The following is a 22,403-nucleotide window of genomic DNA, read 5'->3' as shown; positions in this document are numbered from 1 at the left end:
GAGGGGACGGGTCTGTGGGGCTGGGGGTGTGTCCGGACGTAAAGCGCAGCAGTCCGGACACACCCCCAGCCCCACAGACCCGGCACCGCGGCCGAAACGCCCCGCGCAGCGGACACGCACCGCGACCGACAAGCCCCGCGCAGCGGATACGCACCGCGACCGACAAGCCCCGCGCAGCGGCAGCACAGCGCGCCGCAGGCGCGAAAACAGCACCCCGTACGGCGGGAAAGCCGACACCGCGGGACGTTCAGCCAAGCGCAGCGCCCCGTCGCCAGAGGAGGACGGCCCCCGCCGTCAGGACCAGACCGGTGGCGCCGAGGGTCCAGGGGATCCAGTTGACGGGGGTGTCGTCGGCGGGGTCGGCGACCGGGCCGGGGCCGAAGTAGCGGTGCGGGTAGGCGACCGGGGCCGGCTTCTGGGGGGTGGGGTCGAGGTCCGCTGCGGCCTTGAGGGCGGCGGCGGGGTCGATGAGACCGGCGCCGTAGTCGTCGTCGCGGCCGCTCTCGGGGCGGTGCTGGGCGGTGCCGGTGAGCAGGGTGCGGATCTGGGCGGGGCTGAGGTCGCGGTGGGCGGCGCGGATCAGGGCGATGGCGCCGGAGACGAAGGCGGCGGCGGGGCTGGTGCCCCAGCCGGAGACGTAGCCGGTGCCGTGGTCGGCCATGAGGATGTCGTAGCCGGGGGCGCTGGCCGTGGCGTACCAGTGGCGGGTGGAGAAGGAGGCGCGGGCGTCCAGATGGGTGACGGCGGTGGCGGCGATGACGCCGGGGTAGGCCGCCGGGTAGGAGACGTGGTTGCCCTTCAGGCCGCCGTTGCCGGCCGAGGCGACCACCGGGATGCCCTTGCCCAGGGCGTACTGGATGGCGGCGTCCTCGCGGGGGTCGGGGTGGGCGGTCTCGCTGTCGTCGCCGAGGGACATGTTGATCACGTCGGCGCCGTGGTCGGCGGCCCAGCGGATGCCGTCGGCGAGGGCGCCGGCCTTCTGGTCGCGGGCCCGGCGGCGGTCGGGGTCGTGGTCCTCCAGGATCACCCGGATCGGGAGGATCTTTGCCTCGGGGGCGACGCCGAGGACGCCGTCGGAGCGGCCGGCGCCGTGGCCGTGGCCGGCGATGACGCTGGCCATGCCGGTGCCGTGCTGGGCGTAGGTGTCGTCGCCGGGGCGGGCGCCGAAGCCGATCAGGTCCTTCTGGGGCAGCACCTGGCCCTTGAGGTCGGGGTGGTCGGCGTCCACGCCGGTGTCCAGGACGGCGACGGTGACGCCGGCGCCCTTGGTGGTCTGCCAGGCCTCCTGGGCGTGGATGGCCGCCAGGCCCCATTCCTGGGCGCGGAGGGTGTCGGCCCGGGCGGGCAGGGCGGGCAGCACGGCCAGTGCGGCGGCGGTCAGGACGGTGGCGGCGGTGCGCAGCGCGGACGTGGTCATGGGGCTTGCTCCGTGGGCTGCGCGGGGATGCCGGACGCGGTGCGGAAGGTCGTACTGATCTTGTCCGCGAGGCCCTTGGCGTCGTGGCCGAGGCCGGATTCGGCGGGTGCGGTGGCGGTGCCGGGCTGGACGGCGGCGTCGGCGGGCTGCGGCTCGGCGACCTCGCGGCCGTCGGCGAAACCGGAGACGGCGTAGACCACGACGGGGATGTCGGTGAGCACCCGGACCGTCCAACTGGCGCGCTGGTCCGGGCCGAAGCCCTCGGCGGGGGTGCCCTTGGCGGCCAGCGGCAGCGGCATCAGGGCCGCGCGGGCACCCAGGTCGTTGGTGCTGAAGCGGGCGTTGAGGTTCATCATCCCGGCCCGGTCGGCCTTGGTGGTCTGGACGCCGACGGTGATGACGCTGGTGCGGGTGGCGTCGACGTAGGTGGCGCGCAGCAGGCGGGCGCAGCCGGACGCGGCGAGTTCCTGGGCGAGCGGACCCTCCGTGGCGGCGGTGCAGCCGGCGTCGGGGGCGACGGCGATCCGGATCCAGGTGCGGTCGGCGCCGCCGGGGCCGGCGGCCAGGCCCTCGACGGTGCGCGGGAAGAGGGTGTCGACGGGGGTGTCGCGCCAGGCGTCCTGCCCCTTGGCGAAGGCGGCCTCGGGCGTCGGGGTGCCCTTGGCGGGGGTGCCGGTCAGCCAACTGCCGGCCGCCGCGCCGACGATCAGGCCGATCCCGAGGACCAGGGAGCCGGCCGCGGCCACCACCCGGGTGCTCGGCAGCCGGTCGGCCGGCGAGCGGTGGGGGGCGGGCTCGACTCCCGTAGGACGGGCGGGAGTTGGGGGCCACCCCGGGGCGGGCGGGGGCTCGGGGGCGGCGGGCGGCGGCTCGGGATTCGCGGTCCGGTCGCGGGGAGTTCCCCACAGGGGCGCGCTGTTGGCCAGGTGGTAGGCGGCGGTGTCGCGGAACGACCGGGGGGCGCCGGGGGGTGGCGGCGCGGCGGGCGGCTCCGTACGGGGGCGGGGCGGGGCGGTCGGGGCGGCCGGGGCCGTCGACGGAGCGGGCGGCTCCGTACGGGGGCGGGGCGAGGTGGCCGGGGTGGGCGATGGAGCGGTCGGCTCCGCGCGAGGGCGAGGCGGGGCGGCCGGGGTGGGCGACGGAGCGCCCGGTGGCTTCGTCGGCCGGGGCGGAGCGGCGGGCGGCGGCGGTGCGGGCGCCGGGGCGGCCGGGGCCGGGGCCGAAGTGGCGGGCGTGGGGGCCGAGGTGGCGGGGGCCGAGGTGGCGGGGGCCGAGGTAGTGGGCGCCGGGGCCGAAGTGGCGGGTGCCGGGGCGGTCTCGGCGGGGAGGGGGCGGCGGGCGGCGGGGTTCGGGGGGCCGGCGGGTTCGGCGGGGACCGGGCGCAGGACGGTGGTCTGCGGGTCCTCGTCGGCGGCGGGCTCGGCGGCGGGTTCGGCGGGGCGCCGCGGTGGGCGCGGGGGTATGGGTGGGATGCGCGGAGCATCGGCGTAATCGGCGTCGGCGCTCACCAGCGCTCCCCCTCGCACGGTGTGCCCCGGACCCGACAAGCAATCGGGGCAGGGTGGTTCGTATCCGGACAACACGCCGCTGACCTGCTGGTTGCGGTGTCGAGCCACTTTAAGGGCTGGCCCGGTCACTGCTCCAACCCTCAAGCGCGCCGACGTCGCATCCGGCGCGGTTCGTCCCCCTACCCAGCGGTAGTGGTCTCTGGCAGGCTGCCGGCCATGTCCCCGCAGCCTGCCGACGCGTATGCCGACAAAGCCTCCTTCAGCCGGGCCACCGCCCACCTCGACGCGCCGCTGACCGTCGTCGATCTGGCCGCCTTCGACGCCAACGCCGCCGATCTGGTGCGCCGTTCGCGGGGGAAGCCGATCCGGGTGGCGAGCAAATCGGTGCGCTGCCGGGCGCTGTTGGAGCGGGTGCTGGCCCGCGACGGCTTCGCCGGGATCATGAGTTTCACGCTCGCCGAGTCGCTGTGGCTGGCGCGGTCCGGCTTCCCGGACGTGCTGCTGGCGTATCCGTCGGCGGACCGGGCCGGCTTCGCCGAGCTGGCCGGCGATCCGGAGCCGGCGGCGGCGGTGACGGTGATGATCGACGACCCCGCGCAGCTGGACCTGATCGACGCCGCCCGTCCGGCCGGTCCGGGCAGCGGCGAGGAGATCCGCGTCTGCCTCGAACTGGACACCTCCTACCGGCTGTTGGGCGGACGGGTCCGGGTCGGGGCGCGCCGGTCGCCGCTGCGCGACCCGGAGGCGCTCGCCGCGCTGGCCCGGACGGTGGTCCGCCGCCCCGGCTTCCGACTGGTGGGACTGATGGCCTACGAGGGGCATGTGGCGGGGGTGGGTGACGAGGTCGCGGGCAAGCCGATGCGCTCGCGGACGGTACGGGTGATGCAGGCGGCGGCCCGGAAGGAGTTGGCGCAGCGGCGCTGGGCGGCGGTGCGGGCGGTGCGGCAGGTGGCGCCGCGGCTGGAGTTCGTCAACGGCGGCGGGACGGGGAGCGTGCAGCACACCGCGGCGGAGGCGGCGATCACCGAGATAGCGGCCGGTTCGGGGCTGTACGTCCCGCGGCTGTTCGACAACTTCCGGTCGTTCCGGGGGCGTCCGGCGGCACTGTTCGCCCAGCCGGTGGTGCGGCGGCCGGGGCCCGGGGTCGTCACGGTGCTGGGCGGCGGCTATCCGGCGTCGGGGGCGGCCGGGGCGGACCGGCTGCCGGAGCCGTGCCTGCCGGCCGGGCTGCGCTACGACCCGCAGGAGGGGCCGGGCGAGGTGCAGACGCCGCTGCTGGGGGCGGCGGCGGACGGGCTGGCGGTGGGCGACAAGGTGTGGTTCCGGCACGCCAAGGCCGGTGAACTGTGCGAGCGGTTCGACCGGTTGCACCTGGTCGAGGGGGACCGGGTGGTCGCCACGGTGCCGACGTACCGGGGCGAGGGCCACACCTTCCTGTGACGGTGCGGCCCCGCCCGCGTACGCGGCGGGCGCGGATCAACCGTGGATCAGGTCCTGCTGGTCCGCGACCACGGTGCCGTCGGCACGGCGGACCGGGCCGAGGGTGCCGTCGGTGTTGGTGTAGCCCGTGGTGGAGCAGGCGTAGGCGCCGGACTTGCGGGGCAGCGGGTCGATGAACATCGGGTTGACCACCCAGCGGCCGTCGGCGTTGTCGTAACCGCGGCACATCACCTCGTCCTTGTTGCGGTTGAGCACCAGGTGGGCGCCGGTGGCATCCCCCACGAACGTGACGTCGGTGGTGGCGTCGCCGCCGCCCAGCGCGATCCGGTGCGCGGGGTCCTGCTGGCGCCACGCCTCGGCGCCCTTGATCTTGAAGATCTCCTGGTTGATCCAGCAGCGCTTGCCGTCGATGTACGGGATGACCGCGCCGGGACCGTCCTTGACGTCACCGCAGCCGGCGATGCCGGTGGTGAGCTTGCCGCCGCGGACCAGGCTGCGTATGCCGAGGGTGTGCGCGGCGTCCACCCCAACGCCGCCGGACCACGCCTCGGCGACGACCTCGGAGGACGCGGAGACGATGTAGACGTCGAAGCCGGCGGCCTTGAGCGTGCGGATCAGGTCCTTCTGCTGGTCGTAGTAGCGGATGTAGCCGGCCACCTTGTGGGTGCCGACGGTCTGCACGGTGCCGAGCGGCGCGGCGAGGTTCTCGGCGCGGGCCTGCTTGGCGTACGCGGTGAGGGTGGCGGGCTTCAGACCGGCGAACAGCTGGGGGATCCAGGCGTATTCGGGGACCGTGCGGCGGTGGTTCCAGGTGCCGGCGAAGGCTTCGGCACCGCCCATGGTCTTCGCCGTGCTGCGGATCTCCATGATCTCGTCGGCGCAGGCGGGGCGGCCGGAGGTGGGCAGCGGGCGGCCGGCGGGGCCGTGGCCGCAGGCGCGGGTCAGCGCGCGGTCGGCGGCGGCGGTCAGCCAGGGGTTGGTGGCCCGCCAGCTCTTGGGCCGCAGGAGCTTGTCGTTCCGGAGCATCCAGGCCAGGGTGCCGTCGGTGATGTCGTTCTTGACGACGGTGTTGTCCCAGTCGAAGGCGGCGACCGGGCGGGGGCCGTCATGTCTGCCGGAACAGGTCCCCCGTTCGTCGATCATCTTCTGGAGCTTGGCGCGGTTGTCCCCGTACCAGGGGAGGTCCTTGGACAGCTGCGGGCAGTTGGCGCGGGCCGGGGCGGCGCCGGGGGTGGCAGCGGTGGCGGGGGTGGTGGCCGTGAGGGCGGCGAGCGCGGCGGTGCCGGCCAGGCCCAGGGCGAGCAGCCGGCGCGTGCGGGTGATCATGGGTCCTCCGTGACCAGGGGGGAAGCACGGCGGGACCGGCACCCGCGGGCGCCGGTCCCGAATTCGATCATGGAGACTACATGGCGGCTACAACGGGGTGACGTAGGCGCCCGCGATGCCTCCGTCCACCAGGAACTCGGCGGCGTTGACGAAGGAGGAGTCGTCGCTGGCGAGGAAGGCGACCGCGGCGGCGATCTCCTCGGGCTCGGCGAACCGGCCCACCGGGACGTGCACCAGGCGGCGCGCGGCCCGCTCGGGGTCCTTGGCGAACAGCTCCTTGAGCAGCGGGGTGTTGACCGGCCCCGGGCAGAGCGCGTTGACCCGGATGCCCTCGCGGGCGAACTGCACGCCCAGTTCGCGGGACATCGCCAGCACCCCGCCCTTGGAGGCGGTGTAGCTGATCTGCGAGGTGGCGGCGCCCATCACGGCCACGAAGGAGGCGGTGTTGATGATGGAGCCGCCGCGCCCGGTCTGCTCGAACTGGCGCTGCATGTAGGGCAGCGCGTGCTTGCAGCAGAGGTAGACGGAGGTGAGGTTGACCTCCTGGACGCGCTTCCAGGCGTCCAGGCCGGTGGTGAGGATGGAGTCGTCGTCGGGCGGCGAGATCCCGGCGTTGTTGAAGGCGATGTCCACCGAGCCGTAGGTGTCGAAGGCGGTCTGGTAGAGCGCCTCGACCTGCTCGGCGTCGGTGACGTCGACCTGGACGAAGGTGCCGCCGACCTCCTCGGCGGCGGCCTTGCCGGCCGTCTCGTCGATGTCGGCGCAGACGACATGGGCGCCCTCGGAGGCCAGTCGGCGGGCGGTGGCCAGGCCGATGCCGCTGCCGGCTCCGGTGATCACGGCGGTCCGGCCGACGAGGCGGCGGCAGACGGCGGTCTGGTCGGTCACTTGCTCTCCTCGCTGATGATGGGCGGTGCTGGGGATGGCGGTGCCGGTCACGGGCCCGCGGGCTCGGTGGCGATGAAGACGTTCTTGGTCTCGGTGAAGGCGGTCAGCGCGTCCGGGCCCAGTTCGCGGCCGAGGCCGGACTGCTTGAAGCCGCCGAACGGGGTCCAATAGCGCACCGCGCTGTGGGAGTTGACCGAGAGGTTGCCGGCCGTGACGGCGCGCGCGACGCGCAGCGCGCGCCCCACGTCGCGGGTCCACAGGGAGCCCGCCAGGCCGTAGTCGGTGGCGTTGGCGAGGCGGATCGCCTCGGCCTCGTCGTCGAAGGGGATCGCGACGGCGACGGGGCCGAAGATCTCCTCGACGGCGGTGCGGTCCTCGGGGCGGCCCTCCAGGACGGTGGCCGGGTACCAGAAGCCCTTGCCGGCCGGGGCGTCGCCGCGGATGGCGGCCGGGGCGTCCTCGGGGACGTAGGAGCGGACCCGTTCGCGCTGGGCGGCGGAGATCAGCGGGCCCATCTGGGTGCTCGGGTCGGCCGGGTCGCCCACGGTGAACGCCTTGACCGCGGGCTCCAGGAGTTCCAGGAAGCGGTCGTAGACGGTGCGTTGGACGAGGATCCGGCTGCGGGCGCAGCAGTCCTGGCCGGTGTTGTCGAGGAAGGAGCCGGGGGCGGCGGCCGCGGCGGCCTCGATGTCGGCGTCGGCGAAGACGATGTTGGGGCTCTTGCCGCCGAGTTCGAGGGTCAGCCGCTTGGTCTGCGCGGCGCACTGGGCCGCGATCCGGCGGCCGGTGGCGGTGGAACCGGTGAAGACGACCTTGGCGACGCCGGGGTGCTCGACCAGTGCGCTGCCGGTGACCGGGCCCTCGCCGGGCAGGACCTGGAAGAGGCCCTCGGGAAGGCCGGCCTCCAGGGCGAGTTCGGCGAGCCGCAGCGCGGTGAGCGGGGTGGTCTCGGCGGGCTTGAGGAGGACCGCGTTGCCGGCCGCGAGCGCGGGGGCGGTGCCCCAGGCGGCGATCGGCATCGGGAAGTTCCAGGGGGCGATGACGGCGACCACGCCGAGCGGTTCCTGGACGGTGAGGTTCAGCCCGCCGGGCACCGGGATCTGCCGGCCGGTCAGGCGCTCCACTCCCCCGGCGGCGTAGTACAGCAGATCACGGACGTTGCCCGCCTCCCAGCGGGCGTTGCCCAGGGGGTGGCCGGCCTCCCGCAGCTCCAGCCGGGCCAGCGCCTCGATCTGGGCGTCGACGACGTCGGCGAACCGGCGCAGCAGCCGGGCCCGGTCACCGGGGGCGAGGGCGACCCAGACCTCCTGGGCCGCGGCGGCCCGGCGGACGGCCGCGTCGACCTCGGCGGGCGAGGTGGTGGGGACGGTGGCCACCACCTCTTCGGTCGCCGGGTTGAGGATGGTCAGTTCTTGCAGCACGGCGTTCCTCACATGCGCTCGAAGGAGCGGAAGCGCTCCCAGTCCGTGACGGCGGCGTCGTAGGCGTCCTGCTCGACGCGGGCCATGTGGCGGTAGTGGTCGACGACCTCGTCGCCGAAGGCGGCGCGGGCGATCGGGCTGCGCTCCCACAGCTCGGCGGCCTCGCGGAGGGTGGTGGGGACGTGCGCGGCGTCGCCCGTGTAGGCGTTGCCGGTGGTGGCGTCCGGGAGTTCGAGCTCGTGCTCTATGCCGTACAGGCCGGCCGCGACCATGCCGGCGACCGCGAGGTAGGCGTTCACATCGCCACCGGGCAGGCGGTTCTCCAGCCGGTGGGAGCGGCCGTGGCCGACCACCCGCAGCGCGCAGGTGCGGTTGTCCGGGCCCCAGGCGACGGCGGTGGGGGCGAACGAGCCGGGGCGGAACCGCTTGTAGGAGTTGATGTTGGGGGCGTAGAGCAGCGTGAAGTCGCGCAGCGCGGCGAGTTGGCCGGCGAGGAAGTGCCGCATGGTCCGCGACATGCCGTACGGGCCGTCGTCGTCGGCCAGCACCGGCCGGCCCTGCGCGTCCTGGAGCGAGAGGTGGATATGGCAGGAATTGCCCTCGCGCTCGTCGTACTTGGCCATGAAGGTGAGCGCCCTGCCCTCCTGAGCGGCGATCTCCTTGGCGCCGGTCTTGTAGATGCTGTGCTGGTCGCAGGTGGCCAGCGCCTCGTCGTAGACGAACACGATCTCGTGCTGGCCCAGGTTGCACTCGCCCTTGGCGGACTCGACGGTCATGCCGGCCGCGCCCATCTCGTTGCGGATACGGCGCAGCAGGGGCTCGACGCGGCCGGTGCCGAGGACGGAGTAGTCGCCGTTCCACTGGTTGGTTGGGGTCATCTCGCGGTAGCCGCGGGACCAGGCGCCCTCGTAACTGTCCTGGAAGACCATGAACTCCAGCTCGGTGCCGACATGGGCACTCCAGCCGCGCTCGGCCAGCCGGTCGAGCTGGCGGCGCAGGATCTGCCGGGGCGAGGCGACGACCGGGGAGCCGTCGTGCCAGGCCAGGTCGGCGGTGATCAGCGCGGTGCCCGGGTTCCAGGGGGTGCGGCGGAGGGTGGCGGGGTCGCCGTGCATCGCGAAGTCGCCGTAGCCGCGCTCCCAGGAGGACATCGCGTAGCCGTCGACGGTGTTCAGGTCGACGTCGACGGCGAGGAGGTAGTTGCAGCCCTCCGTGCCGTGTTCGAGGACGGTGTCGAGGAAGTAGCGGGCGGCGAACCGCTTGCCCTGGAGCCTGCCTTGCATGTCGGTGAAGGCGAGGACGACAGTGTCGATCTCCCCGTTGTCGACGAGGACGGTGAGCTCCTCGACGGAGAGCGGGGGCCTGCGGTCTGCCACGGTGGTGCCTCCTGTCGCTGCATCCGGAGTGCATAAGGTAGGCACACGAACCATTGATTGGGAAGGGGTTCCGATGGACGCTGCGGCCGATCGGCTGGCGACGGTGCTGCGGCCGGTCCGGGCGGGCAACGGCTTCGAGGAGGCACTGGAGCAGATACTCCAGATCGTCCGGCTCGGGCTGGTGCCGCAGGGCGAACGGCTGCCCGCGGAGCGGGAGTTGGCGGAGCGGCTGCACATCAGCCGGGTCACCCTGCGCGAGGTGCTCAAGGTCCTCCAGGACGAGGGCCTGGTGGAGAGCCGGCGCGGCCGGTACGGCGGCACGTTCGTGCGGGTGCGCACCGAGAGCCCGGACGAGGCGGAGCTGCGGCGCCGGATCGGGAAGACCGACGTGGAGGACGTGCTGCGCTTCCGGGAGGTGCTGGAGGTCGGCGCGGCCGGGCTGTGCGCGGCGCACGGACTGTCGGACGAGCAGGCGGAGCGGCTGCGGGAGGCGCTGGCCGCGACCCAGGACGCGCCGCTGGCCGACTACCGCCGGCGCGACACCCTGCTCCACCTGACGCTGGCGGAGCTGTCCGGATCGCCGTCGCTGGCCGCCCAGTACGCCGCGGTCCGGGCCGGCGTCAACGAGCTGCTGGACTGCATCCCGCTGCTGGTGCGGAACCTGGAGCACTCCCAGGCACAGCACGCCGCGCTGGTGGAGGCGGTGCTGGAGGGCGACGCGGACGGCGCCCGCGAGGTGATGCGGGAGCACTGCTGCGGCACCGCGGCGCTGCTGCGCGGCTTCCTGGCCGCACCGGCCCGGTAGACACCCCTCACCCCCGGTTCTTTTCCGCACAGGTCTTGCGCTTCAGCCACCCGGACAGCAAAGGTATGCGGCTAAACCTTTACTCCGGTTGTCCCCCGCGAGGCAGGAGCGGCTCATGGCCGACAGCACCCACGCCGACAGCACCCGTGCGCAGACCGCCGCGTCCCCCGGCGGCGGACCCCCGCACGGCGACGACGGCGCCTACCTGGAGCGGCGGACGCTGCGCCGCGGCAGCGCCGGCCCGCTGCTGCTGACCGGCCTGGGCGTCGCCTATGTCGTCTCGGGCGACTTCTCGGGCTGGAACAACGGGCTGGCGCACGGCGGCTTCGGCGGTCTGGCGATCGCCGCGGTGCTGATGGGGCTGATGTACACCTGCCTGGTCTTCGCCCTGGCGGAGCTGGCCTCGATCCTGCCCACCGCGGGCGGCGGCTACGGCTTCGCCCGCCGCGCCCTGGGCCCCTGGGGCGGCTTCCTGACCGGCACCGCGATCCTGATCGAGTACGTCCTGGCACCCGCCGCGATCTCGATCTTCATCGGCGACTACGTCGAATCGCTGGGCCTGTTCGGACTGCACTCCGGCTGGCCCGTCTACCTCGCCTGCTTCGTGCTCTTCATCGGGATCCACCTGTGGGGCGTGGGCGAGGCGCTGCGCTTCAGCCTGGTGGTCACCGCGATCGCGGTCGCCGCACTGCTCGTCTTCGCCCTCGCGGCCCTCAGCAACTTCCACGTGGACGCGCTCAACGACATCCCCGTCAAGTCCGGTGCCTTCGGGGCGAGTTCATGGCTGCCGTTCGGGGTGCTGGGGATCTGGGCGGCGTTCCCGTTCGGGATGTGGTTCTTCCTGGGCGTGGAGGGCGTACCGCTCGCGGCGGAGGAGACCCGGGACCCGGTCCGCGTGCTGCCCCGGGCGATGGCGGCCGCGATGGGCGTGCTGGTGCTGCTCGCGGTGGTCACCTTCACCGCGGCGACCGGGGCGCGCGGCTCGGCCGCGATCCAGTCCGTCGGCGACCCGCTGGTGCAGGCGCTCCAGCCGCACGGCGTCCCGACCACGGTCAGCCGGATCGTCAACTACGCCGGACTGGCCGGGCTGGTGGCGTCCTTCTTCTCCCTCATCTTCGCCGGCTCCCGGCAGCTCTTCGCGCTCTCCCGGGCCGGCTACCTGCCCCGCTTCCTCTCCCTGACCAGCCGCCGCAAGGCGCCCTACCTGGGGCTGCTGGTGCCCGGCGCGCTGGGCTTCGGGCTCGCCGCGGCCACCGGCGACGGCGCCCGGATGCTCAACGTCGCGGTCTTCGGCGCCACCATCTCCTATGCCCTGATGGCCCTTTCGCACCTCGTGCTGCGCCGCCGCGAACCCGCTCTGCACCGCCCGTACCGCACCCCGGGCGGCATGCTGACCTCCGCCGTCGCCTTCGTCCTGGCATGCTCGGCGCTGGTGGCGACGTTCCTGGTCGACAAGGAGGCCGCGCTGATCGCACTGGGCGTCTACGGGATCGCCCTGGCCTACTTCGCCTGCTACTCCCGCCACCGCCTGGTGGCGGCCGCGCCCGAGGAGGAGTTCGCGGCGCTGGCCGCCGCCGAGGCCGAGCTCGAACGCGACTGACCCGCCCGCCCCCACCGCACGGAGGACCCGATGTCCCAGCCGCATCCCCCGCTCATCGGCATCAGCACCTACCAGGAAGAGGCCCGGTGGGGCGTGTGGACGCTGCCCGCGGCGCTGGTGCCGGCCGGCTACCCGCGCCTGGTGCGGCGCGCGGGCGGGCTGGCCGCGCTGCTGCCGCCCGGCGACCCGGAGACCGCCGCGGCGACCGTCGCCCGGCTGGACGGACTGGTGATCGCCGGCGGCGCGGACGTCGCCCCGGCCCGCTACGGGGCCCAGCCGCACCCCCGCACCGGACCGCCCGCCCTGGACCGCGACGCCTGGGAACTGGCCCTGATCGAGGCGGCGTTGGCGGCCCGGGTGCCGCTGCTGGGCATCTGCCGGGGCCTGCAACTGCTCAACGTGGTGCTCGGCGGCACCCTCGTCCAGCACCTCGACGGGCACAGCGGCCCGCCCGGCGTCTTCGGCCGGCACGAGGTCACGGCGGTGCCCGGCACGCTGCTGGGCACGACGCTGCCCGAGCCGGTGACCGTGCCGACCTACCACCACCAGGCGGTGGACCGGCTCGGCAGCGGGCTGGTGGTCTCGGCGTACGCGGAGGACGGCACCATCGAGGCGGTGGAGCTGCCGAACGCGCCGGCCTTCACGCTGGCGGTGCAGTGGCATCCGGAGGCCGGGGAGGACACCCGGGTGATGGACGCGCTGGTGGCGGCGGCCCGCGGGGCGGCGCCGGCCGAGGTGTGAGCGCGGGGGCCCGGCGGGTCAGGACCCCCGCCGGGTCAGCCCCAGCAGGTCGCGGGCCGGGCCCACCGGGCGCCGGCCCGCCGGCCACACCGCACGCAGCTCGCGGCCGAGCTCCAGCTCACGCACCGGGACCTCCACCAGCCGGCCGCCGGTCAGCTCCTCCCGGACCGCCAGTTCGCTCAGTACGGACGGCGCCGCCTCGCTGACCGCAGCGGACTTCACCGCGGTGGTCGAGGCGAGCTCCAGCAGCGGCTCGGCCAGCCCCCCTGCCGCGGCCAGCGCCGCGTCCAGCACCTGCCGGGTGCCCGAACCGCGCTCCCGGAGGATCAGCGGGGTCGCGGCCAGTTCGGCGGCGGTCAGTCCGGTACGGCGCCGGGCCCACGGATGGGACGGGGCGGCCACCACGACCAGCCGGTCGCGCCCGACGACCACGCCGTCCAGCCCCGCCGGGACGTCCAGCCCCTCCACGAAGCCGAGGTCCGCCTCACCCGCCAGCAGCCGCTCGGCGACCGCGCGGGAGTTCCCCGCCAGCAGCGACACCGCCGTCCCCGGGCGCTGCCCGCGCAGCGCGATCAGCCAGCTGGGCAGCAGGTACTCGGCGATGGTCAGGCTGGCCGCGACCCGCAGCCGGGAGTCGCGCCGCCCGCGCAGCGCCTGGGCGCCGGCGTCGAACGCCTCGGCGGCCTCCACCACCCGGCGCGCCCAGTCCGTGACCAGCGTCCCGGCGTCGGTGAGCCGGGAACCGCGCGGCGACCGTTCGACCAGCGCCAGCCCCAACTGCCGTTCCATGGACCGGATCCGGCTGCTGGCGGCGGGCTGGGTGATGCCCTGCGCCCGGGCGGCCCGGCCCAGACTGCCGAGCCGGGCGACGGCGAGCAGCAGCTCCAGCGCCCCGAGGTCCGGCACCCGGTGGTGCAGCGGAACCCCGGCGCCCGCTTCCGGCGCCCCGGCCCGCCCCTGCGTGTCCCCACTCATCACCCCAGCTTATGCCCTCATAGAGGCAAAGTCCCTGGTGGGCGCCGCCCGCACCGGCGACCCTGGTGGCATGCCCCCGCTCGCCCACGCCCCGTCCCCGAACCCCACCGCCCCCCGCACCGGCGCCCCCGGCACCGGTCCCTCGGTGCGCCGGCTCGGCCCCAACTGGTACGCCGCCGTCATGGGCACCGCGATCGTCGCCAACGCCGGCGCCGTGCTGCCGCTCACCGCACCCGGCCTCCGCACCGCCTACCAGGTGGTCTGGGCGCTGTCCGCGCTGATGCTGCTCACCCTGCTGACCGCACGCGCCGTCCACTGGGCCCGCCACCACGACCAGGCCCGCCGCCATCTGCTCGACCCGGCCGTCGCACCGTTCTACGGGTGCCTGGCGATGGCGCTGCTCGCGGTGGGCGGCGGCACCCTGGCTGTGGGCCGGGACGTGCTCGGCGAGCCCGCCGCGGTGGCCGCCGACACCGTGCTGTGGAGCGCCGGAACCCTGATCGGCCTGGTCGCCGCGGCAGGCATCCCCTACCTGATGGTGGCCCGGCACACGATCCCCGAGGGCAGCGCCTCACCGGTGTGGCTGCTGCCGCTGGTCGCCCCGATGGTCTCGGCGGCACTGGGCCCCGCGCTGGTGCCGCACCTGCCGCCCGGCCAGCCCCGGGAGACGCTGCTGCTGGCCTGCTACGCGATGTTCGGGATGTCGCTGCTGATGACCCTGGCGGTACTCCCGCTGGTGCTGGGCCGGCTGTTCCACCACGGGCCGCTGCCGCTGGCCCTCACTCCCACCCTCTTCCTCGTCCTCGGCCCGCTGGGCCAGTCCACCACGGCCGTGAACAACCTCGCCGACGCCGCCCCCGGCGTCGTCCCCCCGTCGTACGCGCACGCCATGAGCGCCTTCGCGGTGCTCTACGGCGTGCCGATCCTCGGCTTCGCCCTCCTGTGGCTGGCACTGGCCGCGGCCCTCGTCCTGCGCGCCGCCCGCCACGGCATGGGCTTCGCGATGACCTGGTGGGGCTTCACCTTCCCGGTCGGCACCTGCGTCACCGGCGCCGCGGGACTGGCCCGGCACACCGGCCTGGCGGCCTTCGACTGGCTCACGATGGCCCTGTTCGCGGTCCTGGTGACGGCGGTCGCGGTGGCCGGGACCCGCACCGCCCACGGCCTGGCGACCGGCCGCCTGCTGGCACCACCACGGCCCGCCACGGCCTGACGACCCGCCCGCGCCCCGGTCAGTGACCGGTGCGGCGCAGCAGCGCCGCACCGTCCAACGCCGCCCCCAGCACCTCCGGAGCGGCCACCAACGACGGCCCGTACCAGGTCAGATGGCGCCCGCTGACCAGCGCGGCGGGCAGCCCCGGAAACGCCTCGGGCCCGTCGTCCGCGGCGAAGCGGTACGGCTCGTCCGGCAGCACGACCAGGTCCGCCGGCACGGCGGTGAGCTCGTCGAGCGGAATCCGCGGATAACGGTCGGCATGGCCGGCGTAGACGTTGCGCACCCCGAGCCGGGCCAGCAGATCCCCCGCGAAGGTGTCCCGCCCCAGCACCATCCAGGGCCGCCGCCAGATCGGCACCACCGCCGCCCGCTCCGGCGCCCGGCCCGGCAGCCCCCGCCAGGCATCCTCGGCCTCGTCCAGCCACCCGGGCCGCGCCAGCCCACACCCCGCCACCAACACCCGCGCCAGCTCCGCGAACCCCTGCTCCACCGTCCGCACCTCGGTGACCAGCACACTCAGCCCCGCCGCCCGCAACGCGTCGAGATCCTGCGCCCGGTTCTCCTCCTCGTTGGCGATCACCAGATCCGGAGCCAACGCGGCGATCCGCGCGACATCGGGATTCTTCGTCCCCCCGATCCGCACGACATCAAGCCCGGCCGGATGACTGCACCAGTCGGTCGCCCCCACCAACAACCCCGGCGCACTCACCGCCACCGCCTCGGTCAACGACGGCACCAAAGACACCACACTGCGCACGCTCATAGCCCCACCCTTCCCCAACCCCTCCACCCCACCCCCACTTGCCACACCAACCCACCGCCGGAACGCCCTACCCACCCCGTTCTCCCCACCCCCAACGGGAGGGGACGGGTCTGTGGGGCTGGGGGTGTGTCCGGACGTAAAGCGCAGCAGTCCGGACACACCCCCAGCCCCACAGACCCGGCACCGCGGCCGACAAGCCCCGCGCAGCGGGCAAAGCCAACGCGCCGCAGGCGCGAAAACAGCAACCCCCGCGGCGGGAAACCCGACCACGTGGGAATCAGCCCCGCGCAGCGCCCCGGCGGAGCAGATACGCCGCCCCACCCGCCACCCCCAACAACGCCACCCCCGCCGCCGCCTGGACCAGCCCCACCCCCTCGGCCCGCCCCTCCGTCACCGTGACGGTCTGCACATGCCGCGCCCCACCCCGCCCGCACTCGATGGTCACCTGGTAGCGGCCCGGCTCGGTCTCCTCGTCGACCCCGACCTCGGCGGCCATCCCCTGGACGCCGGGCCGCAGCGGCACCGCACCGAACAGCTCCGAGGCGGCGGTGGCCCCGCCCGCCACCCCGCACCGCCCGTCGTCGCTGATGCTGACCCGCTCACCGGCCACCACCGGATCCGGCTCCGCCGCGGCCCGGGCGGCGGGCGCGGTCGCCGTGAGCAGGAGGAGGGTCAGCAGGGCGGCGGCGGTGGGACGCGCAGCGTGCACGGTCGACTCCCGGCCGGCCGCGGCCGCGGCGGCCGCCGACGACGGACACCGGCCCAGGGCGAGCGAACCACCGGCCCGCCGGCCCGGCCAGGCGGGCGGGCCCAGTCAGGTGGCCGCCGCCGCGCCCCCGTCCACCGACGACGGCGCGCCCCGTCCCGGCCGTTGCCGGGGCGGGGCGCGCCGCCATGTGCCCGTGGTCCGGGGCTACTTCACCGGTGCCATCTTGTCGACGATGCCCGGGTGGTCGCCGATCCACTTCTCGACGCCCTTGTCCTCGTTGCCCTTTCCGGCGTCCTGGATGTCCTTCTCCAGGCTGCCGAGCTCGTCGGGGGTCATCTTCCAGTTCTTCAGCCAGCCGGCGAACTCCGGGAACTTCTTCGGGAAGCTCTTGTTGCCGAGCGTCTTGATCTGGTTGTTGGCGCCCCAGGTGCCCTTGGGGTCGGCGAGCTTGGTGAGCTGGTACTTGCTGTACGCCCAGTGCGGCGACCACAGGACGACCGCGATCGGCTCCTTCTTGTGGTACGCCCGCTCCAGCTCCGCCAGCATGGCGCTGGTGCCGGCCGAGGTGACCTGGATGTCCGTCAGCCCGTAGGCGGGCAGGACGGTGCTCTTCAGGCGCTGCATCGCACCGGTGCCCGGCTCGATGCCGATGATCTTGCCCTTGAACTCGTCCTGGTGCTCCCGCAGGTCGTCCATGGTCTTGACGCCCTTGACGTAGGACGGGACCGCGATCTCCAGCGAGGTCTTGTCGTACCAGGCACCGAGGTCGACCAGGTCGTCCTTGTACTGGTCCCAGTACTGCTTCTGGGCGACCGGCAGCCAGCCGTCGGTCTCCACGTCGATCTGGCCGGTGGACAGGCCGGTCCACATCGGCCCGACGTCGAGGTTGCGCAGATTGGGCTGGTAGCCGCGCTTCTGGAGGACGTTCTTCCAGAGATAGGCGGTGGCGATGCCCTCGTCCCACGCCGGGTAGCCGATGTTGGGGGCCGCTCCGGCGTCCGCGCCCTTGGCGTAGGTGGCGTGCGCGGACGGCGCGGTCTTCTCGACGAAGCCGGGGTTCTTCTTCAGCCAGGTGCGGACGCCGTCCTGCTCATGGCCCTGACCGGCCGACTTGATGTCGTTCTCCAGGCTGGTGAGCTGCTTCTCGTCCAGGTGGAAGTCCTTCATCCACGCGGCGACCTCGGGCATGTCCTTGGCGAAGCCCTTGCGGCCCAGCAGGTGCAGACCGTCACCGGAACCGAAGGAGCCCTTGGGGTCCTTGAGCTTGGTGAGCTGGTACTTGTCGTACGCCCAGTGCGGGGACCAGAGGGTGACCGCGATCGGCTTCTTGTCGTGGATCGAGCGGTCCAGCTCACTGAGCATGGAGGCGGTGCTGGACTCCTGCACCTTGTACTCGCCGCCCAGGCCGTAGTCCTTCAGGACCTTGTCCTTGAGGATCTTCATCTCGCCGGCGCCCGGCTCGATACCGGTGATCTTGCCGCCGAACTCGGCGCCCTTGCCCTTGAGGTCGTCGAGGGTCTTGACGTCCTTGACGTAGGACGGGACCGCGATCTCCAGCGAGGTCTTGTCGTACCAGGTGCCGAGGTCCTCCAGCTGGTCCTTGTACTTCTTCCAGTACTCGGCGTGGGTGACCGGCAGCCAGGCGTTGGTCTGCACGTCGATGTCGCCGCGGGCCTGGCCGGCGAAGAGCGGGCCGGCCTCCAGGGACTGGAGCTTGGGCTTGTAGCCGCGCTCCTCCAGGATCTCCTTCCAGAGATACGTGGTGGCCTTGCCCTCGTCCCAGTTGACGTAGCCGAGGGTGATCGGCTTGCCGTTGCCGCCGGACGCGCCGCCGCTCTTGCCGAAGTAGCCCATGCCACCGGCCAGCAGCGCCAGCACGACGACGCCGACCATGGCCACCGACGTCGCCGGCCGCCACTGGAGGAACTTCCAGCCGCCCAGCGCCGCCTGCGCCTTGGCCAGCGCCCGCCGGCCGAGCGGGGAGACCCGCTGGTTGAGCGCGCCGGTCATCCGGTCCAGGTACATGGCGAGGATGACCACCGCGAGGCCGGCCTCGGCGCCCAGGGCCACGTTGACCGAGCTGATGGCGTTGTAGACGGACGCACCGAGGCCGCCGCCGCCGACCATGCCGGCGATCACGACCATGGACAGCGCGAGCATGATGACCTGGTTGATACCGGCCATGATCGTCGGCAGCGCCAGCGGCAGCTGGACCCGCAGCAGGGTGCTCCGCGGGTGGGTGCCGAACGCCTCGGCCGCCTCGACCAGTTCCCCGTCGACCTGCCGGATGCCCAGTTCGGTCATCCGGACCGCGGGCGGCATGGAGAAGACGATGGTGGCGACGATGCCGGGGACGACACCGAGGCCGAAGAAGAGGATGCCGGGGATCAGGTAGACCATCGCCGGCATCGTCTGCATCAGGTCCAGCACCGGGCGCAGCACCCCGCCGACGACCTTGCTGCGGGCCGCCCAGATGCCCAGCGGCACCGCGACCACGACGGTGATCAGGCAGGCCACCAGGACCAGCGAGAGCGACTCGACGGTCGGGCTCCACTGCTGGATGGAGTCGATCAGCGCGAAGCCGAGGAAGGTGAGCACCGCGGCCGGCAGCCCGCGCAGCCACCAGGCCAGCACCGCGAGGATGCCGGCCAGGATCAGCGGTTCGGGGGCCGCGAGGACGGTGTGGATGGCGTTGTAGAGGCCGTTGAGGACCGTGGTGATGAAGTTGAACAGCCAGTCGAGGTTGTCCCGCAGCCAGTTGACGGCGTCATTGGCCCAGCTGCCTATCTGGATCCTAGGCATCGGCGGCCACCGTCCCTTCAGTCTCGCGGTCGGCGGCGGATGCGCCGACGGAGGCGGTACGGGCGGCGGGCGGCGCCACGGCGGCCGGGGCGTCCGACCGGACCGGCTCCCCCAGGACGGCCAGCAGCCGCTCCGCGGTGACCGCGCCGGCCAGCTCACCGCGCTCGTCGGTGACCGCGACCGGCACGGCGCTGGTCGCGCAGGCGCCGAACAGCTCGGCGAGCGGGGTGTCGGCGCCGACGGTGGCGGGGGCGGCGGCCCGGAACTGGGCGGCGGTGCCGAGCTTCGCCCCGTCCGGGGCGGTCATACCCAGGACGGTGCCGACCTCGGCCATCACGGCGCCGGCCGTCAGCACCCGGCTGCGGTCGACGTCCTGGATGAAGGAGGCGACATAGTCGTTGGCCGGGCGGACCAGGATGTCCTCGGCGCTGCCGGTCTGGACGATCCGGCCGTCGCGCATCACCGCGATCTTGTCGCCGAGCCGCATCGCCTCGTTGAGGTCGTGGGTGATGAAGACGATGGTCTTCTTCAGCGTCTTCTGGAGCTCCAGCAGCTGGTCCTGCATATCGCGGCGGATCAGCGGGTCGAGCGCGCTGAAGGACTCGTCCATCAGCAGCAGATCGGCGTCGGTGGCCAGCGCGCGGGCCAGACCGACGCGCTGCTGCATACCGCCCGAGAGCTCGTCGGGCCAGGACTTCTCCCAGCCCTTGAGCCCGGCGAGCTCCAGCGCCTCGGTGGCGCGCCGCTCCCGCTCGGCCCGCGCCACGCCCTGGACCTCCAGGCCGTAGGCGGCGTTCTCCAGCACGCTGCGGTGCGGGAAGAGCGCGAAGTGCTGGAAGACCATGGAGATCTTCCGAGAGCGGACGGCGCGCAGCTCCTTGGGCTTGAGCGAGGTGAGGTCCTGGCCGTCGAAGCGGACGGAGCCCGCGGTCGGCTCCAGCAGCCCGTTGAGCATGCGCAGCAGCGTGGACTTACCGGACCCGGACAGACCCATGACGACGAAGATCTGACCCTCGTCCACCTCGATGGACGCGTCGATCACCGCGGCGGTGGTGCCATCGGCCCGCAGCTCCTCCCGGCCGGCACCGGCCTGGAGCTTGCGCACCGCGTCCTCGGGTCGTCTGCCGAACACTTTGTACAGGTGTTCGGCTTGCAGCCTGGACACATATACCTCTCTTGTCGAGCGAGAAACGACCCGCCGCCCCCGCTGGCAGGTCGTGGCACGGGACGAGTTCCGCTCGTCTTCACCGGCGACATGTTGAAACCGCAACCGGGTCCGCTCCGGCTGCGCGCCTGCCCTGCTTTATCCGGCTCAAACACAACGGTGAGATGGCTCACACTGAAGTCACGTTTGGGGCATACGGCATCATGCGAGGTGTGACTCGACGCCTGATGCTCCTCGACACCGCATCCCTCTACTTCCGGGCCTATTTCGGGGTACCGGAATCGGTCAAAGCCCCGGACGGCACCCCGGTGAACGCGGTGCGCGGACTGCTGGACTTCATCGCCCGGCTCGTCCAGGACCACCACCCCGACGACCTGGTCGCCTGCATGGACGCCGACTGGCGCCCCCAGTGGCGGGTCGACCTGATCCCCTCCTACAAGGCGCACCGGGTCGCCGAGGAGGCCCCGGCCGGATCCACCGGGCCGGACGTGGAGGAGGTCCCGGACACCCTCTCCCCGCAGGTCCCGGTGATCGAGGAGGTGCTGGACGCGCTGGGCATCGCCCGGATCGGCGCCGCCGACTACGAGGCCGACGACGTCATCGGCACCCTGACGGCGCGGGCGAAGGGCCCGGTCGACATCGTCACCGGCGACCGCGACCTCTTCCAGCTCGTCGACGACGCCCGCGGCATCCGCGTGCTGTACCCGCTCAAGGGCGTCGGCACCCTCCAGCTCACCGACGAGGCGCTGCTGCGCGCCAAGTACGGGGTGGACGGCCCCGGTTACGCGGACCTGGCACTGCTGCGCGGCGACCCCAGCGACGGCCTGCCGGGCGTGCCGGGCATCGGCGAGAAGACCGCCGCGAAGCTGCTGGACGCCTACGGCGACCTGGCCGGCATCGTCGCCGCCGCCGAGGATCCGGCCTCCAAGGTCACCCCGGCCCAGCGCAAGCGGCTCACCGAGGCGCGGCCCTACCTCGCCGTCGCCCCCAAGGTCGTCCGGGTGGCGACCGACGTCCCGGTCCCGGACGTCGACTTCGCGCTGCCCGCCGAACCGGCCGATCCGGAGCGGCTGGAGGCGCTGGCCGACCAGTGGGGGCTCGGTGGCTCATTGCAGCGATTGCTGGCCACACTCCGACCGTGACCTGTTAGGTTAGGTATACCTAACAGGCAGGGTCGCCCCTCGGGTGCGCCCCGTCCCGACTGCTTTCAGGGGAGAGAAGCCGTGGCAGCAGAGCGACCGGCCCGCAGCACGCCCACACTGCACCGCGCCCGGGTGCGGCGCACCGAGCACCTCACCCCGCACATGGTGCGCGTGGTCCTCGACGGCGAGGGACTGGCGGCGTTCGACGCCGGTACGTACACCGACCACTACGTCAAGTTCGTCTTCCCGCTGCCGGACGTCGACTACCCCGAGCCGTTCGACATGGCCCGCATCCGCGCCGAGCTGCCGCGCGACCAGTGGCCCCGGACGCGCACGTACACCGTGCGCGCCTGGGACCCGGAGGCGCGCGAGCTGACCGTGGACTTCGTCGTGCACGGCGACAGCGGACTGGCCGGGCCGTGGGCGGCGGCCGCGCGGCCCGGCGACGAGATCATGTTCCTCGGCCCCGGCGGCGCCTACGCCCCCGAGGCGAGTGCCGACTGGCATCTGCTGGCCGGCGACGAGAGCGCCCTGCCGGCCATCGCCGCCGCGCTGGCCCGGATGCCGGCGGACGCGGTCGCGCACGCCTTCATCGAGGTCGCCGGCCCCGAGGACCGGCAGGAACTCACCGCCCCGCCCGGCGTGGAGATCACCTGGGTGTACCGCGACGCCGCCCCGGTCGGCCGCCAACTCGTCCGCTTCGTACGGGACCTGACCTTCCCGCCGGGCCGGGTCCAGGCGTTCGTGCACGGCGAGGCGGGCTTCGTCAAGGAGCTGCGCCGACTGCTCCGCGTCGAACGCGCCATCCCTCGCGAGGCGCTGTCGATCTCCGGCTACTGGCGCAGCGGCCACGACGAGGACGGCTGGCAGGCCGGCAAGCGTGACTGGAACGCCCAGGTCGAGGCCGAACAGGAGCCTGCGGCGGCGTGACGCTTGCGCTTGGCTTTGCTTCCCACGTTGTTGGCTTCCCCGCCGCGGGGGTTGCTGTCTTTTGCGCCTGCGGCGCTTGCTGGTTGTCCGCTGCGCGGGGCTGTTGGGTGCGGTGGCGGGTCTGCGGGGCTGGGGGTGTCCGGACTGCTGCGCTTTACGTCCGGACACCCCCAGCCCCG

18 protein-coding genes are annotated in these 22,403 nt (G+C 73.6%); 7 read left to right on the top strand and 11 right to left on the bottom strand.

Annotated elements, in window-relative coordinates; translation table 11 throughout:
• Positions 1 to 247: 247 nt before the first annotated feature.
• Positions 248 to 1,417 (bottom strand): type VII secretion-associated serine protease mycosin, encoded by a 1,170-nt coding sequence (gene mycP / locus ACIQE0_RS38240; protein WP_402340861.1) that lies wholly within the window; start codon positions 1,415 to 1,417, stop codon positions 248 to 250.
• On the bottom strand, positions 1,414 to 2,925 hold the full coding sequence (locus ACIQE0_RS38235) for a hypothetical protein (RefSeq protein ID WP_402340858.1): 1,512 nt from the start codon (positions 2,923 to 2,925) through the stop codon (positions 1,414 to 1,416). Before ACIQE0_RS38235 ends, mycP begins: the two co-directional genes overlap by 4 nt.
• 216 nt (positions 2,926 to 3,141) lie before the next feature.
• Here ACIQE0_RS38235 and ACIQE0_RS38230 point away from each other — a divergent pair, with 216 nt between their 5' ends.
• The gene (locus ACIQE0_RS38230) at positions 3,142 to 4,365 is read left to right on the top strand and encodes an amino acid deaminase/aldolase (RefSeq protein WP_402340855.1); all 1,224 of its coding nucleotides are present in this window, start codon (positions 3,142 to 3,144) and stop codon (positions 4,363 to 4,365) included.
• 36 nt (positions 4,366 to 4,401) lie between these two features.
• Here the strand turns inward: ACIQE0_RS38230 and ACIQE0_RS38225 are convergent, their stop codons facing one another.
• From ACIQE0_RS38225 to ACIQE0_RS38210, 4 genes are all read right to left on the bottom strand, one after another.
• Positions 4,402 to 5,691, bottom strand: coding sequence for a haloacid dehalogenase-like hydrolase (locus tag ACIQE0_RS38225; protein WP_402340852.1), 1,290 nt, complete (start codon positions 5,689 to 5,691; stop codon positions 4,402 to 4,404).
• Between the two features lie 87 nt (positions 5,692 to 5,778).
• Positions 5,779 to 6,579, bottom strand: coding sequence for a 3-oxoacyl-ACP reductase (locus tag ACIQE0_RS38220; RefSeq protein ID WP_402340849.1), 801 nt, complete (start codon positions 6,577 to 6,579; stop codon positions 5,779 to 5,781).
• Positions 6,580 to 6,626: 47 nt separating this feature from the next.
• The gene (locus tag ACIQE0_RS38215; RefSeq protein WP_402340847.1) at positions 6,627 to 8,000 is read right to left on the bottom strand and encodes an aldehyde dehydrogenase family protein; all 1,374 of its coding nucleotides are present in this window, start codon (positions 7,998 to 8,000) and stop codon (positions 6,627 to 6,629) included.
• 8 nt (positions 8,001 to 8,008) lie between these two features.
• A complete protein-coding gene (locus ACIQE0_RS38210) occupies positions 8,009 to 9,376 on the bottom strand; it encodes a glutamine synthetase family protein (RefSeq protein ID WP_402340844.1) in 1,368 nt (455 codons plus the stop codon).
• A gap of 73 nt (positions 9,377 to 9,449) precedes the next feature.
• On the opposite strand from ACIQE0_RS38210, the gene ACIQE0_RS38205 reads away from it, so the two are divergent.
• The 3 genes from ACIQE0_RS38205 to ACIQE0_RS38195 all read left to right on the top strand — a co-directional run bounded on the left by ACIQE0_RS38205 (position 9,450) and on the right by ACIQE0_RS38195 (position 12,522).
• Entirely contained in the window at positions 9,450 to 10,181 is a 732-nt protein-coding gene (locus ACIQE0_RS38205) for an FCD domain-containing protein (protein WP_366340157.1), read from the top strand.
• A gap of 115 nt (positions 10,182 to 10,296) precedes the next feature.
• Positions 10,297 to 11,781 (top strand): ethanolamine permease, encoded by a 1,485-nt coding sequence (eat, locus tag ACIQE0_RS38200; protein ID WP_366340155.1) that lies wholly within the window; start codon positions 10,297 to 10,299, stop codon positions 11,779 to 11,781.
• A 30-nt stretch (positions 11,782 to 11,811) separates the two neighbouring features.
• Complete coding sequence (locus ACIQE0_RS38195) at positions 11,812 to 12,522, top strand: gamma-glutamyl-gamma-aminobutyrate hydrolase family protein (RefSeq protein WP_366340153.1); 711 nt, start codon at positions 11,812 to 11,814, stop codon at positions 12,520 to 12,522.
• Between the two features lie 18 nt (positions 12,523 to 12,540).
• On the opposite strand, the gene ACIQE0_RS38190 is transcribed toward ACIQE0_RS38195, so the two are convergent.
• Positions 12,541 to 13,497 (bottom strand): LysR family transcriptional regulator, encoded by a 957-nt coding sequence (locus tag ACIQE0_RS38190; RefSeq protein ID WP_402340839.1) that lies wholly within the window; start codon positions 13,495 to 13,497, stop codon positions 12,541 to 12,543.
• 70 nt (positions 13,498 to 13,567) lie between these two features.
• Between ACIQE0_RS38190 and ACIQE0_RS38185 the strand changes: the two genes are divergently transcribed.
• Entirely contained in the window at positions 13,568 to 14,710 is a 1,143-nt protein-coding gene (locus ACIQE0_RS38185; protein ID WP_402340836.1) for a TDT family transporter, read from the top strand.
• 19 nt (positions 14,711 to 14,729) lie between these two features.
• Here ACIQE0_RS38185 and ACIQE0_RS38180 read toward each other — a convergent pair whose 3' ends face one another.
• The 4 genes from ACIQE0_RS38180 to ACIQE0_RS38165 all read right to left on the bottom strand — a co-directional run bounded on the left by ACIQE0_RS38180 (position 14,730) and on the right by ACIQE0_RS38165 (position 20,152).
• Positions 14,730 to 15,476, bottom strand: coding sequence for a helical backbone metal receptor (locus ACIQE0_RS38180; RefSeq protein ID WP_402340833.1), 747 nt, complete (start codon positions 15,474 to 15,476; stop codon positions 14,730 to 14,732).
• Positions 15,477 to 15,753: 277 nt separating this feature from the next.
• Positions 15,754 to 16,185: a hypothetical protein gene (locus ACIQE0_RS38175; RefSeq protein WP_402340830.1), complete on the bottom strand. Its 432-nt coding sequence runs from the start codon at positions 16,183 to 16,185 to the stop codon at positions 15,754 to 15,756.
• 204 nt (positions 16,186 to 16,389) lie between these two features.
• On the bottom strand, positions 16,390 to 18,987 hold the full coding sequence (locus tag ACIQE0_RS38170) for an ABC transporter permease/substrate binding protein (protein ID WP_402340827.1): 2,598 nt from the start codon (positions 18,985 to 18,987) through the stop codon (positions 16,390 to 16,392).
• Positions 18,980 to 20,152: a glycine betaine/L-proline ABC transporter ATP-binding protein gene (locus tag ACIQE0_RS38165; RefSeq protein WP_402340824.1), complete on the bottom strand. Its 1,173-nt coding sequence runs from the start codon at positions 20,150 to 20,152 to the stop codon at positions 18,980 to 18,982. The genes ACIQE0_RS38170 and ACIQE0_RS38165 overlap by 8 nt, the downstream gene beginning before the upstream one ends.
• Positions 20,153 to 20,379: 227 nt before the next feature.
• Here ACIQE0_RS38165 and ACIQE0_RS38160 point away from each other — a divergent pair, with 227 nt between their 5' ends.
• A complete protein-coding gene (locus ACIQE0_RS38160) occupies positions 20,380 to 21,294 on the top strand; it encodes a 5'-3' exonuclease (protein ID WP_366340132.1) in 915 nt (304 codons plus the stop codon).
• A gap of 81 nt (positions 21,295 to 21,375) precedes the next feature.
• Positions 21,376 to 22,224: a siderophore-interacting protein gene (locus ACIQE0_RS38155; protein WP_402340821.1), complete on the top strand. Its 849-nt coding sequence runs from the start codon at positions 21,376 to 21,378 to the stop codon at positions 22,222 to 22,224.
• Positions 22,225 to 22,403: the final 179 nt, after the last annotated feature.

Origin of the sequence: Streptomyces sp. NPDC093097 (assembly GCF_044754325.1) — a bacterium.
Lineage (GTDB): Bacteria > Actinomycetota > Actinomycetes > Streptomycetales > Streptomycetaceae > Streptomyces.
This window is presented reverse-complemented; position numbering and strand designations above follow the sequence as displayed.